Below are 19,609 nucleotides of genomic sequence, written 5' to 3'. Positions count from 1 at the left end.
CGGCGGGTCTGGGTCAGGCCGCTACGGGGCGGACGTTTTCGCGGACCCAATCGACGATCGACGTCGTCGTCGCGCCGGGGGTGAAGATCTCCGCTACGCCTTGCTCCTTCAGCAGGGGGATGTCCGCCTCGGGGATGATGCCGCCGCCGAAGACCTTGATGTCCTCCGCCTCGCGCTCCCGCAGCAGCTCCAGCACCTTGGTGAACAGGGTCATATGGGCACCGGAGAGGACCGAGAGGCCGATCGCGTCGGCGTCCTCCTGGATCGCGGTGTCGACGATCTGCTCGGGGGTCTGGTGGAGGCCGGTGTAGATGACCTCCATGCCCGCGTCGCGCAGCGCCCTCGCGATGACCTTCGCGCCGCGATCATGGCCGTCGAGGCCCGGTTTGGCCACCACCACACGGATCGGACCGGTCACACCCATCGCAGCCTCCAAGCTCTAGCAGCGCGCGCACCCGCGTGAACGAACGTTATCTCCAGCTTCCCGCATGCATCCCCTACCCGGCAGTTTCGCGATGCGCGGCGAGGGGGAAATCACACCTGAAACACCTTCGACCTCGGGTCGGCCACCAAGGGGAGCCGCAGCGGGGACCGTCGCACCGCGCAGCGCCGCCCGGCAGCCGCATGGACGGCGGCATGGCATGGGCATGGCGCCGCCGGTGCGACGGCGCGGTCATCGACCTCGAGCACAGCCATGGGCTGCTCGCAGGGCACAGGGCGCAGGGCACAAAGGGGGCGGTCGCGTGGGCCTCGTATGCAACGGGAGTGGTCGGGTTCGGGCTCTCGCGCTCGATCTGGCAATCCTCGCCGGACACCTCCTCCTCTACCCCACCGGCCTCCGCCAGGAGCGTCCGCCCGCCACGCCCCCGCCCGACCTCCGGGGGCACCGACCCGTGCTGCTCCTCCACGGCTTCATCGACAACCGCTCCGTCTTCGTGCTGCTGCGCCGCTCTCTCCTCCGCAACGGCCGACAGCATGTCGAGGCCCTCAACTACTCGCCGCTGACCTGCGACCTCCGCACCGCCGCCGCGCTACTGGCCCGCCATGTCGAGGACGCCTGCGCCCGCACCGGCCACAGCCAGGTGGACATCGTGGGGCACAGCCTGGGCGGGCTGATCGCGCGTTACTACGTCCAGCGGCTGGGCGGCGACGCACGCGTGCACTCCCTGGTCACGCTGGGCACCCCGCATTCCGGCACCCGCGTCGCGCCCTTGTTGTCCGCACATCCGCTCGTGCGTCAGATGTGCCCGGACTCCGAGGTGATAACGGAGTTGAGGCAGCCTGCCCCCGAATGCCGTACGCGTTTCGTTTCTTTCTGGAGCGATGTGGATCAGTTGATGATCCCGGCGGAAGTCGCCCGCATAGAGCATCCAGATCTGATCTTCCGCAACATCCGGGTCAGCGGTGTGGGACATCTCGCCCTGCCGGTGCACTCGGCCGTCGCAGCCGGGATCCGGGAGGCGCTGGATGCCTCCAATGCCGCGCGGACGGACACTTCGGGCGCCTTCTCGGTCGCTTGATACGACCGAAAATTGCCGAACAACCGTCGAACGCCGGGCCAAGAGTGGGCGCACAGTCAACCGAAAGAGGTCCAAATGCCCTTTCCTGTGCAGCCCAAAACTTGCTGAAGATTGTCGCTCCCGCGTACCGCCGGGTACAGTCGCCGCTAATTCTCCTGCAGCCGAGGCGAAAGAGAAGTTGGTGGTGAACGACCGTCACCCGTCGGGGGCAACCCCGGCCGTCCCCGCTCCCGACGCCTCGTACTCCTATGACGAGGCCTACGGCCAGCAGCAGGGCACAGCGCACGGCCACGCCGGGTATGACGGCTACCCCACCGGCAGCTTCGATAACCTCGGGGCCGCGTACGGTGAGGCCGATCCCCTCTTCGGCTCGCTCCCTGGCAGCTACGGGGACGGCCAGGGCGACCCGCACGGCGGGCACAGCGGCCAGTACGACGCGACCCAGTGGAGCGGCGGCACCCCGTACGACACCGGGGCCTACGACACCGGCGTGCATGACACCGGTGCGTATGACACGGGCGCCTACGACACCGGCGCGTACGACACGGGCGCTTACGACACCGGCGCGATGTGGGCCGCCTCCGGCTATCACCTGCCCACCGACGTCCCCACCCAGCGGCAGGACGACACCGGCGGCCACTGGGACGTCGGCGCCTGGGACACCCAGTCGCATCAATCGCATCAGTGGGATACGGGCACCTACGACGCCACGGGGCAGTTCGATACCGGGCAGTTCGATACGGGACAGGCCGATTCGGGCCACTACGACACGGGCGCGTACGACGTCATCAGTCAGAACGCCGCGTACGACACCTCCGGCGTCGACACCGGGCATACCCAGTTCTGGGATACCTCGGCCTACGCCACGGTCGACGAATCGCAGTACAGCGAGCCCCAGTACAACGAGCACGACGGGCTCCAGTACAACGAGCTGCGGTACGACGACCAGCCGTACGACGAGCAGCCATACGACGAGCCACAGCAGACCGCCGTCTTCGAAGCCGTGGCCGAGCCGGAACCCGAACCCGACCCGGCCCCCGAGCCCGTCGCCGACATCACGCCGCCGCCCGCAGCCGCCACCGCCACCGCCACCCGTTCCGGCAGCCGCGCCCGCCGCCGCAGCGCGCCCGCCCGCCCCAAGCGCTCCGCACTCCTCACCGTCGCCGTCCCGTCCGTCTGCGCGCTCGGCGTCACCGCCGTGGCCGCCGCTTCCGTGAGCGGCATCTCCAGCGACAAGAAGGACGACACGACCACCCAGGCCGCGGCCCCCGACGTACAGCCCGTCAAGGCCTCCGTCGCCAACAGCGAGATGGACACCCGGCTCGCCGGGGTCGACGACGGCGTCAACGACTTCCGGGAGCGCGCCAGCCGTACCCAGGAGCGGATCGACCTCAAGGAGCGCCAGGAGGCCGAGAAGAAGCGCAAGGCCGCGGAGGCGGCGCGCAAGGAAGCGATGCGGCCGAAGTTCGCACTGCCGGTGGCGCAGCACGGGCTGAGCGCGGGCTACGGCCAGGCGGGCATCAACTGGATGTCCCTGCACACCGGGATCGACTTCCCGGTCAGCCAGGGCACGCCGGTCATGGCGGCGACCGACGGCACCGTACGGACCCAGTGGAACGACGCCTACGGCAACATGGTCATATTGACCGCTCCTGACGGCACGGAGACCTGGTACTGCCACCTCAGCAGCACCAAGATCCGCTCCGGGACCGTCAAGGCCGGGGACGTCATGGCCTACTCGGGCAGCTCCGGCAACTCCACCGGCCCGCATCTGCACTTCGAGGTGCACCCGGGCGGCGGGGCGGCCGTGGACCCGCAGCCGTGGCTGCAGAGCCACGGCCTCGACCCCAACTGACCGGCCCCCACGGCCCCCACCCCAGGACCAGGACGCTCAGAGCTTTTCGACCGGCGCGTACCGCAGCAGCAGCCGCTTCGGCTTCTCGCCGCCGAAGTCGATCGTCGCCTCCGCGTTGTCCCCGGTGCCCTTCACCGACACCACCGTGCCGAGCCCGAACGAGTCGTGCGTCACCCGGTCCCCGATGGTGAGGGAGACCACCGGGCGGTCCTTCGCCCGCCGCGTCGCGAAACCGGACGCGGAGGACCCGCCCCGCGAACGCGACGACGACAGCCCCGCCCCGCCGCCCGACATGGTCCCGCCGCCCGACATCGCGCCCATCGTCGCCGACGGAGTCGCGGGCCCGGTGCGCCGCCACCGCACGTACTGGTCGGGGATCTCCTCCAGGAAGCGGGACGGCGGGTTGTACGCGGGCTGGCCCCACGCGCTGCGCATCGTCGACCGGGACAGATACAGCCGCTCGCGGGCGCGCGTGATCCCCACGTACGCCAGCCGCCGCTCCTCCTCCAGCTCCTTGGTCTGGCCGAGCGCGCGCATGTGCGGGAAGACCCCGTCCTCCATGCCGCTGAGGAAGACCACCGGGAACTCCAGCCCCTTGGCCGTGTGCAGCGTCATCAGCGTGATGACCCCGGCGCCCTCCTCGTCCTCGTCCGGGATCTGGTCGGAGTCGGCGACGAGCGCGACCTGCTCCAGGAACTCCGCGAGCGTGCCGGGGTTCTCCTCGCCCCGGTCCTGCTCGAACTCCAGGGCCACGGACGCCAGCTCCTGGAGGTTCTCGATGCGGGTCTCGTCCTGCGGGTCGGTGGACGCCTGCAGCTCCGCCAGATAGCCGGTGCGCTCCAGCACGGCCTCCAGGACGGTCGCCGGGCCCGCACCCGACTCCACGATGGTCCGCAGCTCCTCCATGAGCGTGTTGAACCGCTTGACCGCGTTCGCCGAGCGGGCGGCCATGCCGTACGCCTCGTCGACGCGGCGCAGCGCCTGCGGGAAGGTGATCTTCTCGCGCGACGCGAGCGCGTCGATCATCGCTTCGGCACGGTCGCCGATGCCGCGCTTGGGCACGTTCATGATGCGGCGCAGCGGTACGGCGTCCTCGGGGTTGGCCAGCACGCGCAGGTACGCGAGGACGTCGCGGACCTCCTTGCGCTCGTAGAAGCGGACGCCGCCGACGACCTTGTACGGCAGGCCGACCCGGATGAAGATTTCCTCGAAGACACGGGACTGGGCGTTGGTGCGGTAGAAGACCGCGACATCCCCGGCCCGGGCGTCCCCCGCGTCCGTCAGCCGGTCGATCTCGTCGGCGACGAACTGGGCCTCGTCGTGCTCGGTGTCGGCGACGTAGCCGGTGATGGTGGCGCCGGTGCCCGCCTCGGTCCACAGGTTCTTCGGGCGGCGGTTCTCGTTGCGCTCGATGACGGCGTTGGCCGCGCTCAGGATGGTCTGGGTGGAGCGGTAGTTCTGCTCCAGCAGGATCGTCCGCGCGCTGGGATAGTCCTCCTCGAACTGGAGGATGTTACGGATCGTGGCGCCCCGGAACGCGTAGATCGACTGGTCGGCGTCGCCGACGACGCACAGTTCCCCGGCCTCCATCTCGTCCGTGTCCGTGCCGACCAGCTCGCGCACCAGCGTGTACTGAGCGTGGTTGGTGTCCTGGTACTCGTCGACCATGACGTGCCGGAAGCGCCGGCGGTAGTGCTCGGAGACGTCGGGGAACGCCTGGAGCAGGTTGACCGTGGTCATGATGATGTCGTCGAAGTCGAGGGCGTTGGCCTCGCGCAGCCGCGACTGGTACATCGCGTACGCCTCGGCGAGCGTCTTCTCGAAACCGTCCGCCGCCTGACCGGCGAAGGTCTCCTCGTCGATCAGCTCGTTCTTCAGGTTGGAGATCTTGGCGCTGAACGACTTCGGCGGGAACTTCTTCGGGTCGAGGTCGAGATCCCGGCACACCAGCGCCATCAGCCGCTTCGAGTCGGCGGCGTCGTAGATCGAGAACGATGAGGTGAAGCCCAGCTTCTTCGACTCGCGGCGCAGGATGCGCACGCACGCGCTGTGGAACGTCATCACCCACATGGCGTTCGCGCGCGGGCCGACCAGCTCCTCGACCCGCTCCTTCATCTCGCCCGCGGCCTTGTTGGTGAAGGTGATGGCGAGGATCTGGCCGGGGTGCACATGGCGGGTGCCGAGCAGATACGCGATGCGGTGGGTGAGCACCCGGGTCTTGCCGGACCCGGCCCCCGCGACGATCAGCAGCGGCGAGCCGGTGTGCTCCACGGCGGCCCGCTGCTGCTCGTTCAGCCCCTCCAGCAGCGCCGCCGGGTCGATGGCGGGGCGGGGCGCGCCGTCCCGGTAGTACGCCTCTCTGGGGCCGCTCGGCACCGGAGCGTCGAAAGCGCCCGTGAAGAGGTGGTGCGGCACCTCTTCGCCGCCGGAATCACCGGGGTCACCGGAACCACCGGCCGGGCCCGGGTGTGCGGAATCCTCGGGCGGCGGGGGCTCCTCGTCCGGAGGCCCGAGGTTCGCCAGGAAGCTGTCGTCAAAGAGGCTGCTCATCGCTCACCGAGTCTAGGGCGCCACACTGACAGCCTACGCATGGACCGCGTAGGGATGTCACGAAACGGTTTCGGGCATATCGGCCAACAGCCTTCACAGGAGCCCCACGAGTTGGCTACGGTCCTCCCTCAGGCAGCCCGTACACCCGTCGGCGAACCGCGTCGGCCCGGGCGGCCTCCGCCGAGTCCGGCCACGCCCAAAGCGCCCGGAGCCGGGGACCCAACAACGCAACACCGGGGTGAATCGGCCCGAGCGGCGGTACGACGCGTACGACACGTCGTCCCTCCACAGAGGCCGTAGGGCAACCTTCCGTACCGCCCGAACCCGACAGCTAACCCGGTAGGCGGTCCACGGAAGGAGCGCCTCCCTTGGCGTCGCACCGCAAGCCGCGGACCCGAATACCCACCTACGCCTCGTCCACCGGGCGCCGCACGGCCGTCGGATTCACCACCGCCGCCCTCGCCTCCGTCACCCTCCTCTCCCAGACCGCGAACGCCGCCCCCGGTGACCCGAAGCCCGGCGCCACGCAGTCGATCGAGGCGGTCAAGGAGAAGGTGGACTCGCTCTACCACCAGGCGGAATCCGCCACCCAGCACTACAACGCCGCCAAGGAGCGCTCCGAGCAGCAGCGCACCAAGGTCAACCGGCTGCTGGACGATGTCGCCGAGAACACGGAGAAGCTCAACGAGGCCCGCCGCACGCTCGGCACCTACGCCGCGGCCCAGTACCGCAACGGCGGCATGACCTCGAGCGCCGCGAGCCTGCTGTTCTCCAACGACCCGCAGGACCTCTTCGACCAGTCCCATCTGATGAGCCGGATGGCCGGTTCACAGAAGCGGGCCGTCGACGACTTCCAGACGCAGGCGGCGAAGGCCGCCAAGCAGCGCAGCGAGGCCGCCCGGAGTCTGGCGTCGCTGACCGAGACCCAGGAAGAGCTGAAGACCAAGAAGAAGTCCGTTCAGGACAAGCTCGCGCAGGCCCGGCGGCTGCTGGCCAGCCTGACCGCCAAGGAGAAGGCGCGGCTGGCGGCGATCGAGAAGAAGAAGGCCGAGGAGGCGCGGCGCAAGGCCGCCGAGCTGGCCGAAAAGCAGCGGGAGGCGGCGGCCGAGGAGAAGCAGCAGGAGCAGGAACAGCAATCGAGCGGCGGTTCCTCTTCCGATTCCTCCTCCGGTTCCGGTTCCAGCACCGGCTCGTCCACCCCCACGAACGGCACCAAGGCCGCCAAGGCGATCGACTTCGCCGAGTCCCAGCTGGGCAAGCCGTACGTCTGGGGCGCCACCGGCCCCAACTCCTACGACTGCTCAGGGCTCACCCAGGCCGCCTGGAAGGCCGCCGGTGTCTCGCTGCCGCGCACCACGTGGGACCAGGTGAAGGCCGGTACGCGCGTCTCGACCTCCGAACTCAAGCCCGGTGATCTCGTCTTCTTCTACGACGACATCAGCCACGTCGGGCTCTACATCGGCGACGGCATGATGATCCACGCCCCGAAGCCGGGGGACGTGGTGAAGAAGGCGCCGATCACCGAGATGCCGATCTACGGGAGCGTGCGGCCCGCGTAAGCCCTCTGCCGCCGCGAGCGGTGTGGCCGCCCGCGCATCGGGCAGCCACACCGCCCCAGGTCACGTGCCCGGCTTGCGCCCGTACACGTACACGTCGTCGCCGTTCCGCAACAGGCTCCAGTACTTCTGCGCGTCACCGGAGCGCATGTTGACGCAGCCGTGGGAGCCGGGCGGCGACCACACGCTTCCCGCGATGGAGTGGAAGGCCTGGCCTCCGTCGAAGAACTGGCTGTACGGCATGGCCACGTCGTAAATCGTCGACCAGTGGTCCTTGTTCCGCCAGTAGATCTTCTTCAGTCCGGTGCGGGTCTCGTACTTGTCCCGTCCGGTGCGCACCGGCACGGGGCCGAACACCAGCCGTGAGCCGTCCTGCACCCAGCTGAGCTGGCGGGTGAGGTCGACGCAGGCGATGCGGCCCTTGTTGGTGGGGCACTTGCGCGCCGCGTTGGGGTTACGCCCCGCCGCGTTCTGCGCGTTGATCAGCTTCATGACGCCCCAGGTGACGGGGCCCGCGTAGCCGATGGTCGGGCTGATGCCGTGGTTGACCTGGAACCTCTGCGTCGCGCGGCAGTCCCCCGAGGACTGCCGACCGTCGACGGGACGACCGAGGAACTTCTCCACCTGCTTCTGATACGGACCGGTGCCCGCCGTGCACGACGTCGCCGCCTGCGCCGGTGCCGCACCGAGTGCGACGGTCAGCGGCACCACCATGCCCGCCATGCCCAACGCGACCGCCGTGCGGCGGCGCCATGCCGCGAATCTTCCCTCTGCCCCCATTGCGCGCTCCCTCCGGGCTTGCCCTTGACGGGTAAGACAGTCGAAGGGTGCGTCGGGTTGCGCTTACAGGTGCGATTTCCCCCATTCCGCCCCTTCGCACCCCCTGGTCGGGGGTCCGGCGGCATGAGACAAACTGATGGACTGTCAGGTCCAGAGGTCCGGACGATCAGGCAGACGATCAGGCAGAGGATCAGGTCCAGAGCACGGCGATGAAGATGTTCACCGTCGTCAGCGCGCCGACCGCGCCGAACACCGCGGGCTCCACCTTCTCCTCGTCCCGCTTCACGTACACCAGGCCGAGGATCACGACCAGCAGCGCCAGCTTGATGCCGATCTTGACCGTGTTCACGGTCTGATCGTCCGCCTGGTTCAGCCCGACCAGGGCGGCTCCCGTGACCAGCATGGTCAGGGCGCCGTGCAGCATCCCCGGCGTCATCCGCGCGCCGCCCCCGCGTATCGCCGTGAGCTGGGAGAGAAAGCCGCCCAGCAGCGCGGCGATGCCGACGATGTGCAGGCCGACGAACACATTGATGACTACGTCCATGGCACCGGAGACTAGCGCCGCACATATCACCGCCAGTCACCCGGGTGCGCCCCGATCGGCACATCGGTCACAGCCGCCCCGATCCTGCCCTCGTCACGCCGCCCCCGCGATCAGCAGGTGCTACCGGGGGGACGAATCCGTCCAGCTCCGTTCATCCCAGCGCGCCGCGCCACCGACCGGCCTAGCTTCCCCTCCAGGAAGCCCCCTCTCCCCGTACGAAAGGTGAGTCGCCGCAGTGGCGCCGCAGCCCCCCACGAAGCCGAAGCAGCGGCACCGCCCGTCGCTCACCGGCACCACCCTCCGGACCAGCACCTTCCGGACCGCCGCGACCCTCGCCCTCGCGGGCGCCGCCTCCGCGACCGCCCTCCCGGGCGTCGGGCACGCCGAGCCCCGCCTGACGTCCGCCCAGGCGAAGGCGAAGGTCGACGCGTACCAGCGGGAGGCGGAGGAGGCCACCGAGAAGTACGACGGCGCCCGAGCCGCGGCCGACAAGGCGCAGCGGTCGCTCCACCGGTTACGCGACGAGGCGGGCCGCCGCACCGCCCGCCTCAACACCGCGCGCAACGCCCTCGGCGCCTTCGCCACCGCCCAGTACCGCTCCGGCACCGTCGCCCCCGCCCTTCAGCTGGCCCTCTCCTCCTCCCCCGGCCAGTACCTCCAGCGCGCCTCGCTCGCCGACCGCGCGGGCGACCGCCAGGCAGCGACGATCGCGAACATCACCCGCGAGGAGCGGTCGCTGCGCCGGATCCGGGACGAGGCGACCGGCCGCCTCCGTACGCTGCGCGCCGCGCAGGCGGCCGCGGCCCGCCACAAGCACACGGTCCAGGAGAAGCTGGCCGCGGCCGACGCGCTGCTGTCCAAGCTGACCCGCCAGCAGCGCGACCGCCTCCACGCCGCCCAGGGCGACGCCGCCTCGACGCCCCGGCACAGCGCCCCCGCCCGGACGGGCGGCCGGGCGGCCCGCGCCATCTCCTTCGCGTACGGGGCGATCGGCAAGCCGTACGTCTGGGGCGCGACCGGTCCGTACGGCTACGACTGCTCGGGGCTGACCCAGGCCGCCTGGCGCGCCGCCGGGGTGTCCCTGCCGCGTACCACCTACACCCAGATCAACACGGGCCGCCGCATCTCGCGCGGCGAACTCGCCCCCGGTGACCTGGTCTTCTTCTACTCCGGCGTCAGCCATGTCGGCCTCTACATCGGCAATGGCCAGATGATCCACGCGCCGCGCCCCGGCGCTCCGGTCCGGGTGGCCCCGATCGACCAGATGCCCTTCGCGGGCGCGGCCCGCCCTGCCTGAAAGCGCCTAGGGGCGAAGGAACGGCAGCAGGTGATCGAGCAGAGCCTCCGGGCTCTCCTCCGGCACATAGTGCCCGCAGTCCGGAAGGACGACGCTGTCGAGGTGTTCGGTCACCGGGTCGAGCAGGGCGCCGAGGCGTTCGCCCTGGCTGCGGGCTCCGGCGACGCCGAGGACGGGCATACGGAGCGGATTCCGCTTGCGCCGCTCGTTCTGGGCGATGTTGTCGTCCGTGGCCCGGTAGAACTCGAAGCTGGCGCGCAGCGCTTCGGGGTCGCGGGCGAGCGTTTCGACGTAGAAGTCGACGGCTGATTCCGGCAGCGGCCGGGCGGCCTTGGTGCGGAACTGGTCGCCGTAGTAGATGTGCTCGCGGCCGCGCACGAGCTGTTCGTTGATGCCGCGCTTCCGGTTGAAGGCGAAGTGCCACAGCAGGTCGTTCTGCGCCTCGGGGCCGAAGACGGGGATGTTGGGCGCGAGGCCCGGGATCATGGCGTCGAGCAGGGCGAGGCGTTCGACCGCGTCGCCGTGGTCGGCGGCGAGGGCGTAGCCGATCCACATGCCGACGTCGTGCCCGGCCATCGCGAAGCGCTCGTGGCCGAGCGCCCGCATGAGGGCGACGAGTTCGGCCGCCACGGTGCCGGTGTCGTAGCCCTCGCGGGGCTTGTCGGACGGTCCGACGCCGCGCGGGTCGACCGCGACGACGCGGAAGTGTTCGGCGAGGCGCGGCATGACGTGACGCCACACGTACCAGTTCTGCGGCCAGCCCCCGACGAGGAGCAGCGGCCGCCCGGCGCCGCCCCGCACGGTGTGGAGGGCGACGTCGCCGACGCGGACGAGGCTGCTGTCGAAGACGTCCGTGAAGCCGTCCGGAAGCCAGGGGACACCGGTCACGGTGCCGAAGCCGGTGAGCGGGCGGGCGGTGGTCGTGGTCATGTTGTTCTCCTTGCGCGGGTGTCGGGTCACGGTGACGGGGACGGTGAAGGGCGGCGACCGGCCCCGCCAGCCGTCCGGTTGAGGAAGGCGATCGCGGTGAGGAGTGCGGCGAGGAAGCCGGAGAACCACAGCGTCGCTGTCGTCGGGTTGGTCAGTTGCGCGGCGAGGCCGAGTCCGAGGGAGGTGAGGACGAGGCCCGTGTAGGCGGCGAGGAAGAAGGTCGCCAGGGCCTCGGCGCGCACGCCCGCGGGCGCGGCATTCGTGACCAGCGCGACCGCGCCCTTGAAGAGCGTGCCGGCGCCGATCCCGGCGACAACGCCTCGCGCGATGAAGAGGGCGGGATCCGCTCGCACTCACAACGCCACCGGGGAACTGTTTCAACTGGTTCATGTGAACCTGTTTAAACAGTTCGCTCAGGCGATGTCAAACATTGACCTCCGTGCGGTGGAGCGCCTAGGGTGAACCACCATGACCGGTTCACCCACCCCCGGAGACTTCCGGCTCGGCAACGAGATCCTTTCGTTCCGCTTCGTCGCCACGCTCAGCGAGCGGCGCGGCGACGCGGTGGTGGAGCGCATCGCCACCCCGGAGCGGCTACGGGCGTGGCTCGCCGTCAACGAGCTGGGCAGCGCGGACATGCCGCTCCCCTCCGAGGCGCTCCTGCGGGACGCCCGCGAGCTGCGCGAGGCCATCCACCGGGCGGGCACCGCCATCGCCGCCGACGGCGTGCCCGACCCGGCGGACGAGGACCTGCTCAACCGCTGGACCGCACGTCACCGGGCGCGGCTCGTCCTCACCGGCGGGCGGGCGCGGTGGCGCCTTCCGGACACCGACCCCGCCCGCGCGGCGCTGGCCGTCGTCGCCGTCGACGCGGTCACGACGCTGGGCACCCACCACGGCAGCCATGGCGACGGCGTGATCAAGCGCTGCGAGCAGCGCACGTGCGGGGGGCTCTTCCTGGACACCAGCCGGGGTCGGCGGCGGCGCTGGTGCTCCATGGCGACCTGCGGAAACAAGGTGAAGAAGGCGAACCTCAAGGCGGCGCGAGACGGCGCCGCGGCCGGGCACGGCGACCGGATGAGCTGACGCCGGGACAGCATCGCCCTTGGCGCGCCGGATTCGCGGCGTCCCACGAGGAGCACTTCGACGCCGTCCTCGACTTCGTGAACCCGGTGTGGGCGCGGCCGACAACTCGTCAGTGGCCGGGTGCGGTGCGCCGTGGCTCGGACGGCGCACCGCACCCGGCCGGGCCTCTCCTGACAGTCGTGATGGCAGCCAATGGCGCCGCTGCCCACGACTGTTCGGCCCTCCGTGCTCAGTGGCGCGTCAGAAGAGTCCCGGCCGCCAGCACGGCGCCGAGCAGCAAGGCCGCCACCCCGTATGTGAGGCGGTGTGCGCGCAGCCCCGGGAGCAGCCGGTCGACGGCGTACCGGCCGGGACCGGTCAGGGCGAGGGCCGCGGCGCCGGCGGCGAGCACCACCGCGTACTCCACGCCCTCGGGCAGGAAGAAACCGCCGCTCGCGTCCACGACGACGGCATTGACCATCGTGCCGAAAACAGCGGCACCCGCGAGCGGCGTGATCACGCCGAGCACCAGGCCGATTCCGCCGAGCATCTCGGTGATCCCGGCGATGGCGGCCATCGTCCTGCCCGCCGGATACCCCATGCCGGTGAATGCCTTGCCGATGCCGTCGAGGCCGAGGCCGCCGAACCAGCCGAACAGCTTCTGCGAGCCATGCGCCGCGATGGTCAGCCCGAGCACGATCCGGAGCAACAAGAGCCCGGTGTCGTACGCGTGCGCCGATGCGGTGGGGGTGGGTCCATCAGCGGCCGAAGACTCGGGGCTGATGGCCGGTGCGTCAACAGCGGCGGGAGTGGGAGGCATGAACGGAGCTCCTTGAGTCAGAGGGGGACCTGCGTACGGATCTTGCGGAATGCCGTCACGGGACAGGTGCCGGCGGATCGTCCGATGACCGTTGTTCGCGTTCAAATCCCGAAATGACCCAGCGGAGGGCGTGAATGCGTACAACAGGCCTCTTCCTTTGGACGGCCGTAGTCAAGCGGGCGTCAGATTCGTTTCCCCGCAGTTTCATCGAGGTGGCTCACGCGTCAACTGCCTCTCAATACCGCGATTTTGACGTCGTGATTGATCTTTCACCATCAGGCAACTGGCGAGAAACGCCAGGCCCCCGGTGGGCTGGTGAACTCTTCACCAAGCGCCAGAGGGCGATGGCAGACCCCCTGCACAGAAAGAGAGAGTCCATGTTTGCGTCTTTCAGCGAGGTACGAACCGGTCGCCCTTCGAACGGCCGACGGCGACTGATGCGGGCCGCGGGGACTTTGGTGGCGGCCGGCGCGCTCGCGGGTTTCGCCGGGACGGGCACCGCCTCGGCGCATGACAAGACGCCGTCGCGCTCTGTCACCAGCCCGGTCGGGGAGTCCGCGGGCGCCCTGTGGCACCACGTCGAGATGTACCACTTGAGTGACCCCACGTGGGAGGTGACCAGCATGCTCACCGACCCGGCGGGCAACCTCAAGGTTCACGGGAAGATGGCGGACGATGTCCTCTCCCCCATCGCGGAATCCGCCGTGGGTACGCTGGGCGGCTGATTTCCCGACCTGCCGTCCGCTTGACGACTGTCGAAAATCCCGACCAGTCCGGGGAAGCCGCCACACCAAGGGCGCTCCCCGGACTGCTCGACAGGGCAGTCAATTTCCATGTCCCATGCCGCGCGGGTGCCCTGTAATCGCTGCGCGGGAAATCCGCTGGCGAGAAGGAAAAGTGATGAGCGCTGCGGAGGCGGCAATAATGACCGCCAAGGATGTGCCGAATTCGGCGAATACGCCGGGTCCGGGGTTCGTGAGCCGTGCCACGGCACTCCGCGGACTACTGGAGCGGAATCGCGTCGCGGGCGATGAACGACGCCGCCTGACCGATCCGGTCATGGCCGAACTCGCCGGAACCGGACTGTCCCGAATGTGGGTGCCGAGGCGGTTCGGGGGGTGGGAATGCGACCTTCGCACCATGGTGGACACCACGATCGAGGTGACGAAGGGGGACCCGTCCGCGGGCTGGGTGCACTGGATTCTCGGCTGCGGCGACTGGCTAGTCGGGCTGTTCCCCGAGGCCGGCCAGGCGGAGGTGTACGCGAACGGGCCTGACACGCGGGTGTGTTCGGTCTTTGCTCCCAGCGCGACGGCGCACCGCGTGGCAGGGGGCTGGACGGTCAGCGGACGGTGGAGCCCCGCGTCTGGCTGCGCACATGCCCAGTGGGCCATGCTCGGCTTTCCCCGGCCCGACGCGGCGGAGAAAGGGCACCACCCGGACGACGGAGATCTCGGTTTCGCTCTCATCCCCATGAGCGAACTGCGGGTCGAGGACACCTGGTTCACCACGGGGATGCGTGGCACCGGCAGCAACACCCTTTCCGGTGAACACCTCTTCGTACCCGACCACCGTGTGCTGTCCGTGATGCCGGCCGTCCGCGGTGATCTCGCGCTCCAGGAGGGCGGCGCCGGCAGCCCCCGGTATCGGACGGCGTTCCTGCCGACCCTGGTGACCCACATGATGGGCCCCTACATCGGGATGGCCCGCGCCGCGCTGGAACTCGTCTCGAAGGACGCGTCGACACGCGGTATCTCGTTCACGACCTACGGCAGGCGCAGCGATTCCACGGCGTTCCAGCTGGCTGTCGCCGAGGCGACGGCACGCGTGGACGCGGCTACCGCTCTGGCCCACAGCGCGGCTGAGAGCATCGACGCCTACGCCGCCGCCGGGACGTACCCCGATGTCGTCTCCCGCGCCCGGGTCCGCATGCACTTCGGACATGTGGTGGCCCAGTGCTGCGAGGCGGTCGACCTCCTGGTCTCCGCGCACGGTGCCTCCGCGTTCGCCGAGGCGAATCCGCTCGGAGGCATCGTCCGCGACATCCAGACGGCCAGTCGGCACGCGTTCGCCAGCCCGGTGGTCAACAAGGAGGTGTTCGGGCGCGCCGTGCTGGGTGTCGAGGAAAACATCACCGAATTCATCTGACGCCTCCGAGGCGACCGGTTACGGCAGAAGCCCAGCCACCTACGGCAGCCCGCCCACCTACAGCAGGGAGACAGCTGTGCCCACAGCCGAAACGGCCCCACGCGGTATCCAGGACACGATGTTCAACGTCTTCATGGCACGCGCCCTGTATGCCGTCACCTCGCTCGGCATCCCCGACCTGCTCAGCGACGGGCCGCGGTCGTGCCGCACCCTCGCGGACAAGACCGGCGTACGCGCCGACTCGCTGCACCAGGTGCTGCGGGCCGTGGCGAGCACAGACGTGCTGTGCACCGTCCCCGCTCACGGCACCGGGGACGGGACCGGGGGGACGGACAAGGACGGAGCCGGGCAGGCCTACGCGTTGACGCCCATCGGAGAGACCTTGTGCACCGGCCACCCCAGCGGCACCCGCGACATGGTGCTCACCCTGCAGGGTCCCATCTGGGACGCGCTGACCGTCCTCCCCCAACGGCTGGCCACGGAGAGGACCGGAACGGAGATCGCCCTCGGCCTGCCGTGGTTCGACTATCTGCGGCAACGCCCCGACAAAGGTGCCGCGTTCGACCGCATGATGATCGCCGTGCACGGTGACGAGCCGGAGGCCGTGGCCCGCGCGTACGACTTCTCCTGGGCCGAGCACGTCACGGACGTCGGCGGCGGCGTCGGAACCTTGCTGCTGTCCGTGCTCCGCGAGCATCCCCATCTGTCCGGTGTGCTGTTCGACCTTCCGGAGGGTACGGAGCACGCCCGCGATTACATCGAGGCCTCCGGAATGGCGGACCGCTGCGGCACCGACAGCGGCAGTTTCTTCGACGCGGTGCCGCCCGGGTCCGACGCGTACCTGCTGTCGCACATCCTGCACAACTGCGACGAGGACTCCTGCCTGCGCATCCTCCGCTCCTGCTCGGCGGCGATGTCCCCGCGCAGTCGGCTGCTCATCGTGGAGATGGTGCTGCCCTCCGGCGACGAGCCACACCCCGGCAAGATGCTGGACCTCGCGATGGTCACGCTCACCACCGGCCGGGAGCGCACCGCGCAGGAGTACGAGGCCCTCCTGGCCCGGGCCGGGCTCCGGCTGCGGGAAGTCGTTCCCACCGCCTCCGCGGTCAGCGTCCTCGAGGCGGTACTGGAGACCGCCTGACAAAGCACTACCAGGCCCCCTGGTTCCGACGACTCGACACCGAAAGCCCACCCGGCTCAACAACAGAAGCCATCAGTTGCAGCCGGCCCGTTCAGCGAGGTGTGACATGAGCAGCACAAATCTATCCATCGTCGGAATCGGCGCGGTGACCGGCTACGGCTGGGGAATCGACACCATGTGGGACGGCCTCTCCAGCGGCCGCCCCGCCGCCCAGCAGTGGTACGAGCTGGGCGGCCGATTCCCGGAGGGCTGCTGGTTCGCCCGGGTCCCGGAAGGTCCGGAGCGCGAGAACAGCGGCACCTCACGGTACGCACAGGCCTACGCCGCCGCCGTCGACGAGGCGCTGCAGGACGCGCGGAACTCGGGCTGGGAGCCCGGCGAACGGGTCGCGATCCTGCACTCGACGACCCGCGCCGACCTCGAACTCATGCGTACGCGCTATCTGGCCCCCGAGTCCGTCAGCCCGCGGCGTTCGTACGTGGAGCAAGCGTGGACCACCCCTCCTGGCATGGCCATGATGCGGCACCAGTTCACCGGGCCTTCCATGGTGGTCAGTGCGGCCTGTTCGTCCGGGCTGCACGCACTGGCCGTGGCGCAACGGTTGCTGGACTGCGGAGACGCCACCGATGTGGTGGTCACCGCGGCCGACATCGGATTCGACGGCGAGGAGATGACTCTGTTCGCCTCGCTCGGCCCGCTCATCCACGACGCGCCGCCGGAGGCCGTGTGCCGGCCCTTCCAGGAAGGCTCCCGCGGGTTCGTCCTGGGGGAGGCGGCCGCCGCGGTGGTACTCAGCCGCTCGTCCACGGCCCAGCCGTACGCCAGACTGCTGTCGTCGACGCTCGGCAATGACGCCTACCACCCGGTGGCCATCAAGCCCGACCACGTCCAGATGCTGCGCGTCGTCGACGAGGCGCTCGCCGCCGCCGGCACCGAGCGGTCCGCCGTGGAGTACTACAGCGCTCACGGCACCGGCACCGAAGAGTGCAACCAGGCCGACACGGCAGTGCTGGACCACCTCGACCAGGCGGCGGGCTACGGGCTCAAGCCGCTGCTCGGTCACACGATGGGCGCCGCCCCGCTGATGGACACCGTGGTGATGGCCGCGTCATACCGGTCGGGCCGCCTCCCGGTACCCAAACCGGTATCGAACGGACACCCCCGGCTCGCGCGAGATGCCATCGAGCGCGACAGCGGGGTCACCCTGCAGCTCGGCATCGGGTTCGGCGGCAACATCTCCGCCGCCGTCTTCGACGGCCCGCCGACTCCCGGACGGGCGGCCTGAAGCACCGCGCTCCGCCGTGTCACCGCCGCCGGGCCCCGGCGGCGGTGCGGGCCGGGGCCCGACTCCCGGCCGAGCGGCATAGGGCGGCCCGGGAAGGTACGGCGCTCAGGCAGGCGTGATCGGCTCCTGGAGTTCCGTCACCCACGCGTCCTGGTCCTCCGGGCACTCCAGGTAGATCTCCCGGGGGTATCCGGCCGACCGGTAGCCGTTGGCCTCGATCCAGCGGCCCAGGGTCTGGATGGTCGGCAGGACCGCCTCCATCGAACCCCGGTGGACGATGGCCGCCGCCGCTTCGACCGGCGGCAGGTCCACGACCCGCAGCCCGTCGTCCTCCCCCACCGGGGCCGCGACCTCGATCCCGGCATGGATGAGGACACCGCCGTCTGGGGCGTCCTCGTAGTAGGCGACCCCGGGCCCGGTCGGCGTGATCCCCGCCGCCGCCAGGCGCGGCAGCAGTTCCCCGTACAGCGGCTGGATGACCGGTCCGATGGCGTCGAATCCGGTCGCCACACCGGTCAGCTCGGCGACGCGTACGCTCGGCAGGCTCTTCACCGCGACTTCGTTGGACGACATCTGTCCCTCGCTCTCGATCGACCGGAGCCTCGCCTCGACCCGCACCAGCCGTGCGGCCGCGGCCGTCATCGCCGCCTCCAGGTCGGCCTGCCGCACCCGCAGCATGGTCCGCAGTTCCTCGGTGGTGACCTTCTCCTCCAGGATCTCCCGGACCTGCTGAAGGGTGAAGCCGAGGTCTTTGAGGGCGATGATGCGGTTGAGACGGGCGAGCTGGGCGGCGGTGTAGTACCGGTAGCCGCTGGCGGGGTCGACGCGGGCGGGGTGCAACAGTCCGGTCGCGTCGTAGTGGCGCAGCATCCGGACCGACACCCGCCCGTGCCGGGCGAAATCTCCGATGGTGAACATGATGTCTCTCAGTCCACGGCCTCACACGGTGTCAGGGTCAAGCACCCATGACCGGCTCGATGGGGCTTGACCTTACCCTCAGGGGCAAGGTTTAGCGTTCATCGAGGTGAGAGACATGCGGATCGGTGAGCTGGCCCGCCGGGCGGGTGTGACGACCAAAGCGGTGCGCTACTACGAGTCGCTGGGGCTGCTGGCACCCGGGCGGCTGGCCAACGGCTACCGGGACTACGACGAGCACGACGTACGGCTCGCGCGGGAGATCCGGGCGCTCAGCGGCCTCGGAATTCCCGTCGAGCGCACCCGGCCGTTCCTGGACTGCCTGGCGGTCGGCCATCGGCACGCCGACGACTGCCCGGCGTCGCTGGCCGGGTACCGGCAGGCGATCGACGAACTGTCGCAGCGCATCGCGGGGCTCACGGCCCGGCGTACGGCTCTGATCGCGCACCTCCAGCAGGCCGCCCACCGCAACAGTCGTGTCTCACCGTCCGAAGCGCCCGAAGCGTTCGAAGCGTCCGACGGAGGAGCGACCCCGATGAACGACTACCTGAGCCTGCCCGCCGGCCTGCCCGTCCCCGAGGACGATGGCGCGGCCGCCCATCTGCCCGGCACGACGATGCCGCCCCTGGAGCTGCGCAGCACCGGGGACACGACGGTCCGGCTCGACGCGCCGGTCCCGGGCCGGACGGTGCTCTACGTCTACCCGCTCACCGGCCGCCCGGGCACCGACCTGCCCGAGGGGTGGGACGCGATCCCCGGCGCCCGTGGCTGCACCCCCGAGAGCTGCGGTTTCCGTGACCACTACCAGGAGCTGCTGGACGCCGGGGCGGTCCGGGTGTTCGGCCTGTCCAGCCAGGACACCGACTATCAGCGCGAGGTCGTGGAACGGCTCCACCTGCCGTTCGACATGCTCTCCGACCCGACGCGGAGCCTGGCGCAGGCGCTCGCTCTCCCCACGTTCGACGTCGCCGGGCTGACGCTCTACAAACGCCTGACGCTGATCATCCGCGACGGCGTGATCGAGCACGTCTTCTATCCGGTCTTCCCGCCGAACGAGCACGCCGACCAGGTCCTCACCTGGCTGCGCGACGCCCCTCGATAGGCACGTCGTACACACCCTGCGGGAGCAGCTGACCCCTGGCCGCATACAGGGCGGCCAGAGGTCGGAGAGCGCGCTGAGGGTGCGGTAGGTGGTGCGGGCCG

The 19,609-nt window shown here is 70.1% G+C and carries 18 protein-coding genes and 1 riboswitch; of the genes, 10 read left to right on the top strand and 8 right to left on the bottom strand.

Going from position 1 to position 19,609, the window contains the following annotated elements:
* Positions 1-13: 13 nt before the first annotated feature.
* Positions 14-424, bottom strand: coding sequence for a cobalamin B12-binding domain-containing protein (locus ACZ6CL_RS08965; protein WP_468932989.1), 411 nt, complete (start codon positions 422-424; stop codon positions 14-16).
* Positions 425-659: 235 nt separating this feature from the next.
* Between ACZ6CL_RS08965 and ACZ6CL_RS08960 the strand changes: the two genes are divergently transcribed.
* The gene (locus ACZ6CL_RS08960) at positions 660-1,520 is read left to right on the top strand and encodes an esterase/lipase family protein (protein ID WP_468933347.1); all 861 of its coding nucleotides are present in this window, start codon (positions 660-662) and stop codon (positions 1,518-1,520) included.
* 184 nt (positions 1,521-1,704) lie between these two features.
* Positions 1,705-3,375 carry a M23 family metallopeptidase gene (locus ACZ6CL_RS08955; protein ID WP_468932987.1) on the top strand — a complete coding sequence of 557 codons (1,671 nt, stop codon included), beginning with the start codon at positions 1,705-1,707 and terminating at the stop codon, positions 3,373-3,375.
* A gap of 36 nt (positions 3,376-3,411) precedes the next feature.
* Here the strand turns inward: ACZ6CL_RS08955 and pcrA are convergent, their stop codons facing one another.
* Positions 3,412-5,925 (bottom strand): DNA helicase PcrA, encoded by a 2,514-nt coding sequence (pcrA, locus tag ACZ6CL_RS08950; protein ID WP_468932985.1) that lies wholly within the window; start codon positions 5,923-5,925, stop codon positions 3,412-3,414.
* Positions 5,926-6,108: 183 nt separating this feature from the next.
* Positions 6,109-6,286, top strand: a riboswitch (cyclic di-AMP (ydaO/yuaA leader).
* Positions 6,287-6,293: 7 nt separating this feature from the next.
* Here pcrA and ACZ6CL_RS08945 point away from each other — a divergent pair.
* Complete coding sequence (locus ACZ6CL_RS08945; RefSeq protein ID WP_468932983.1) at positions 6,294-7,484, top strand: C40 family peptidase; 1,191 nt, start codon at positions 6,294-6,296, stop codon at positions 7,482-7,484.
* Positions 7,485-7,544: 60 nt separating this feature from the next.
* Here ACZ6CL_RS08945 and ACZ6CL_RS08940 read toward each other — a convergent pair whose 3' ends face one another.
* Both ACZ6CL_RS08940 and ACZ6CL_RS08935 read right to left on the bottom strand, forming a co-directional pair.
* Entirely contained in the window at positions 7,545-8,261 is a 717-nt protein-coding gene (locus ACZ6CL_RS08940; protein WP_468932980.1) for a L,D-transpeptidase, read from the bottom strand.
* A 190-nt stretch (positions 8,262-8,451) separates the two neighbouring features.
* A complete protein-coding gene (locus ACZ6CL_RS08935; RefSeq protein ID WP_468932978.1) occupies positions 8,452-8,805 on the bottom strand; it encodes a hypothetical protein in 354 nt (117 codons plus the stop codon).
* Between the two features lie 235 nt (positions 8,806-9,040).
* On the opposite strand from ACZ6CL_RS08935, the gene ACZ6CL_RS08930 reads away from it, so the two are divergent.
* Entirely contained in the window at positions 9,041-10,102 is a 1,062-nt protein-coding gene (locus tag ACZ6CL_RS08930) for a C40 family peptidase (RefSeq protein ID WP_468932975.1), read from the top strand.
* 6 nt (positions 10,103-10,108) lie between these two features.
* Here the strand turns inward: ACZ6CL_RS08930 and ACZ6CL_RS08925 are convergent, their stop codons facing one another.
* Positions 10,109-11,032 carry an alpha/beta fold hydrolase gene (locus ACZ6CL_RS08925; RefSeq protein WP_468932973.1) on the bottom strand — a complete coding sequence of 308 codons (924 nt, stop codon included), beginning with the start codon at positions 11,030-11,032 and terminating at the stop codon, positions 10,109-10,111.
* Between the two features lie 26 nt (positions 11,033-11,058).
* The gene (locus ACZ6CL_RS08920) at positions 11,059-11,385 is read right to left on the bottom strand and encodes a hypothetical protein (RefSeq protein ID WP_468932971.1); all 327 of its coding nucleotides are present in this window, start codon (positions 11,383-11,385) and stop codon (positions 11,059-11,061) included.
* 115 nt (positions 11,386-11,500) lie between these two features.
* Here ACZ6CL_RS08920 and ACZ6CL_RS08915 point away from each other — a divergent pair, with 115 nt between their 5' ends.
* On the top strand, positions 11,501-12,118 hold the full coding sequence (locus tag ACZ6CL_RS08915) for a CGNR zinc finger domain-containing protein (protein WP_468932968.1): 618 nt from the start codon (positions 11,501-11,503) through the stop codon (positions 12,116-12,118).
* Positions 12,119-12,347: 229 nt separating this feature from the next.
* Here the strand turns inward: ACZ6CL_RS08915 and ACZ6CL_RS08910 are convergent, their stop codons facing one another.
* Positions 12,348-12,917 (bottom strand): DoxX family protein, encoded by a 570-nt coding sequence (locus ACZ6CL_RS08910; protein WP_468932965.1) that lies wholly within the window; start codon positions 12,915-12,917, stop codon positions 12,348-12,350.
* 458 nt (positions 12,918-13,375) lie between these two features.
* On the opposite strand from ACZ6CL_RS08910, the gene ACZ6CL_RS08905 reads away from it, so the two are divergent.
* The 4 genes from ACZ6CL_RS08905 (at position 13,376) to ACZ6CL_RS08890 (ending at position 17,491) form a co-directional block, all read left to right on the top strand.
* Positions 13,376-13,642, top strand: a complete 267-nt coding sequence (locus tag ACZ6CL_RS08905) for a hypothetical protein (RefSeq protein ID WP_468932962.1) — start codon at positions 13,376-13,378, stop codon at positions 13,640-13,642.
* Between the two features lie 415 nt (positions 13,643-14,057).
* Positions 14,058-15,065, top strand: coding sequence for an acyl-CoA dehydrogenase family protein (locus tag ACZ6CL_RS08900; RefSeq protein ID WP_468932960.1), 1,008 nt, complete (start codon positions 14,058-14,060; stop codon positions 15,063-15,065).
* 76 nt (positions 15,066-15,141) lie between these two features.
* Entirely contained in the window at positions 15,142-16,206 is a 1,065-nt protein-coding gene (locus ACZ6CL_RS08895) for a methyltransferase (protein ID WP_468932958.1), read from the top strand.
* Positions 16,207-16,312: 106 nt separating this feature from the next.
* Positions 16,313-17,491, top strand: a complete 1,179-nt coding sequence (locus tag ACZ6CL_RS08890; protein ID WP_468932955.1) for a beta-ketoacyl synthase N-terminal-like domain-containing protein — start codon at positions 16,313-16,315, stop codon at positions 17,489-17,491.
* A 105-nt stretch (positions 17,492-17,596) separates the two neighbouring features.
* Here the strand turns inward: ACZ6CL_RS08890 and ACZ6CL_RS08885 are convergent, their stop codons facing one another.
* Positions 17,597-18,409 carry a MerR family transcriptional regulator gene (locus ACZ6CL_RS08885; RefSeq protein ID WP_468932954.1) on the bottom strand — a complete coding sequence of 271 codons (813 nt, stop codon included), beginning with the start codon at positions 18,407-18,409 and terminating at the stop codon, positions 17,597-17,599.
* A gap of 115 nt (positions 18,410-18,524) precedes the next feature.
* Between ACZ6CL_RS08885 and ACZ6CL_RS08880 the strand changes: the two genes are divergently transcribed.
* Positions 18,525-19,508, top strand: coding sequence for a redoxin family protein (locus ACZ6CL_RS08880; protein ID WP_468932951.1), 984 nt, complete (start codon positions 18,525-18,527; stop codon positions 19,506-19,508).
* Positions 19,509-19,609: the final 101 nt, after the last annotated feature.

It is taken from the genome of Streptomyces sp. NPDC041200 (genome assembly GCF_055591805.1).
The sequence above is the reverse complement of the archived record's forward strand: the minus strand, read 5'-3'. Positions and strand labels throughout refer to the sequence as shown.

What these genes read in the sequence shown, in the direction of transcription:
- ACZ6CL_RS08880 (WP_468932951.1), top strand. Translation starts at nt 18,525, where the DNA reads ATGCGGATCGGTGAGCTGGCCCGCCGGGCGGGTGTGACGACCAAAGCG.
- ACZ6CL_RS08925 (WP_468932973.1), bottom strand. Translation starts at nt 11,032, where the DNA reads ATGACCACGACCACCGCCCGCCCGCTCACCGGCTTCGGCACCGTGACC.
- ACZ6CL_RS08910 (WP_468932965.1), bottom strand. Translation starts at nt 12,917, where the DNA reads ATGCCTCCCACTCCCGCCGCTGTTGACGCACCGGCCATCAGCCCCGAG.
- ACZ6CL_RS08915 (WP_468932968.1), top strand. Translation starts at nt 11,501, where the DNA reads ATGACCGGTTCACCCACCCCCGGAGACTTCCGGCTCGGCAACGAGATC.
- ACZ6CL_RS08965 (WP_468932989.1), bottom strand. Translation starts at nt 424, where the DNA reads ATGGGTGTGACCGGTCCGATCCGTGTGGTGGTGGCCAAACCGGGCCTC.
- ACZ6CL_RS08935 (WP_468932978.1), bottom strand. Translation starts at nt 8,805, where the DNA reads ATGGACGTAGTCATCAATGTGTTCGTCGGCCTGCACATCGTCGGCATC.
- ACZ6CL_RS08890 (WP_468932955.1), top strand. Translation starts at nt 16,313, where the DNA reads ATGAGCAGCACAAATCTATCCATCGTCGGAATCGGCGCGGTGACCGGC.
- ACZ6CL_RS08900 (WP_468932960.1), top strand. Translation starts at nt 14,058, where the DNA reads ATGGTGGACACCACGATCGAGGTGACGAAGGGGGACCCGTCCGCGGGC.
- pcrA (WP_468932985.1), bottom strand. Translation starts at nt 5,925, where the DNA reads ATGAGCAGCCTCTTTGACGACAGCTTCCTGGCGAACCTCGGGCCTCCG.
- ACZ6CL_RS08885 (WP_468932954.1), bottom strand. Translation starts at nt 18,409, where the DNA reads ATGTTCACCATCGGAGATTTCGCCCGGCACGGGCGGGTGTCGGTCCGG.
- ACZ6CL_RS08940 (WP_468932980.1), bottom strand. Translation starts at nt 8,261, where the DNA reads ATGGGGGCAGAGGGAAGATTCGCGGCATGGCGCCGCCGCACGGCGGTC.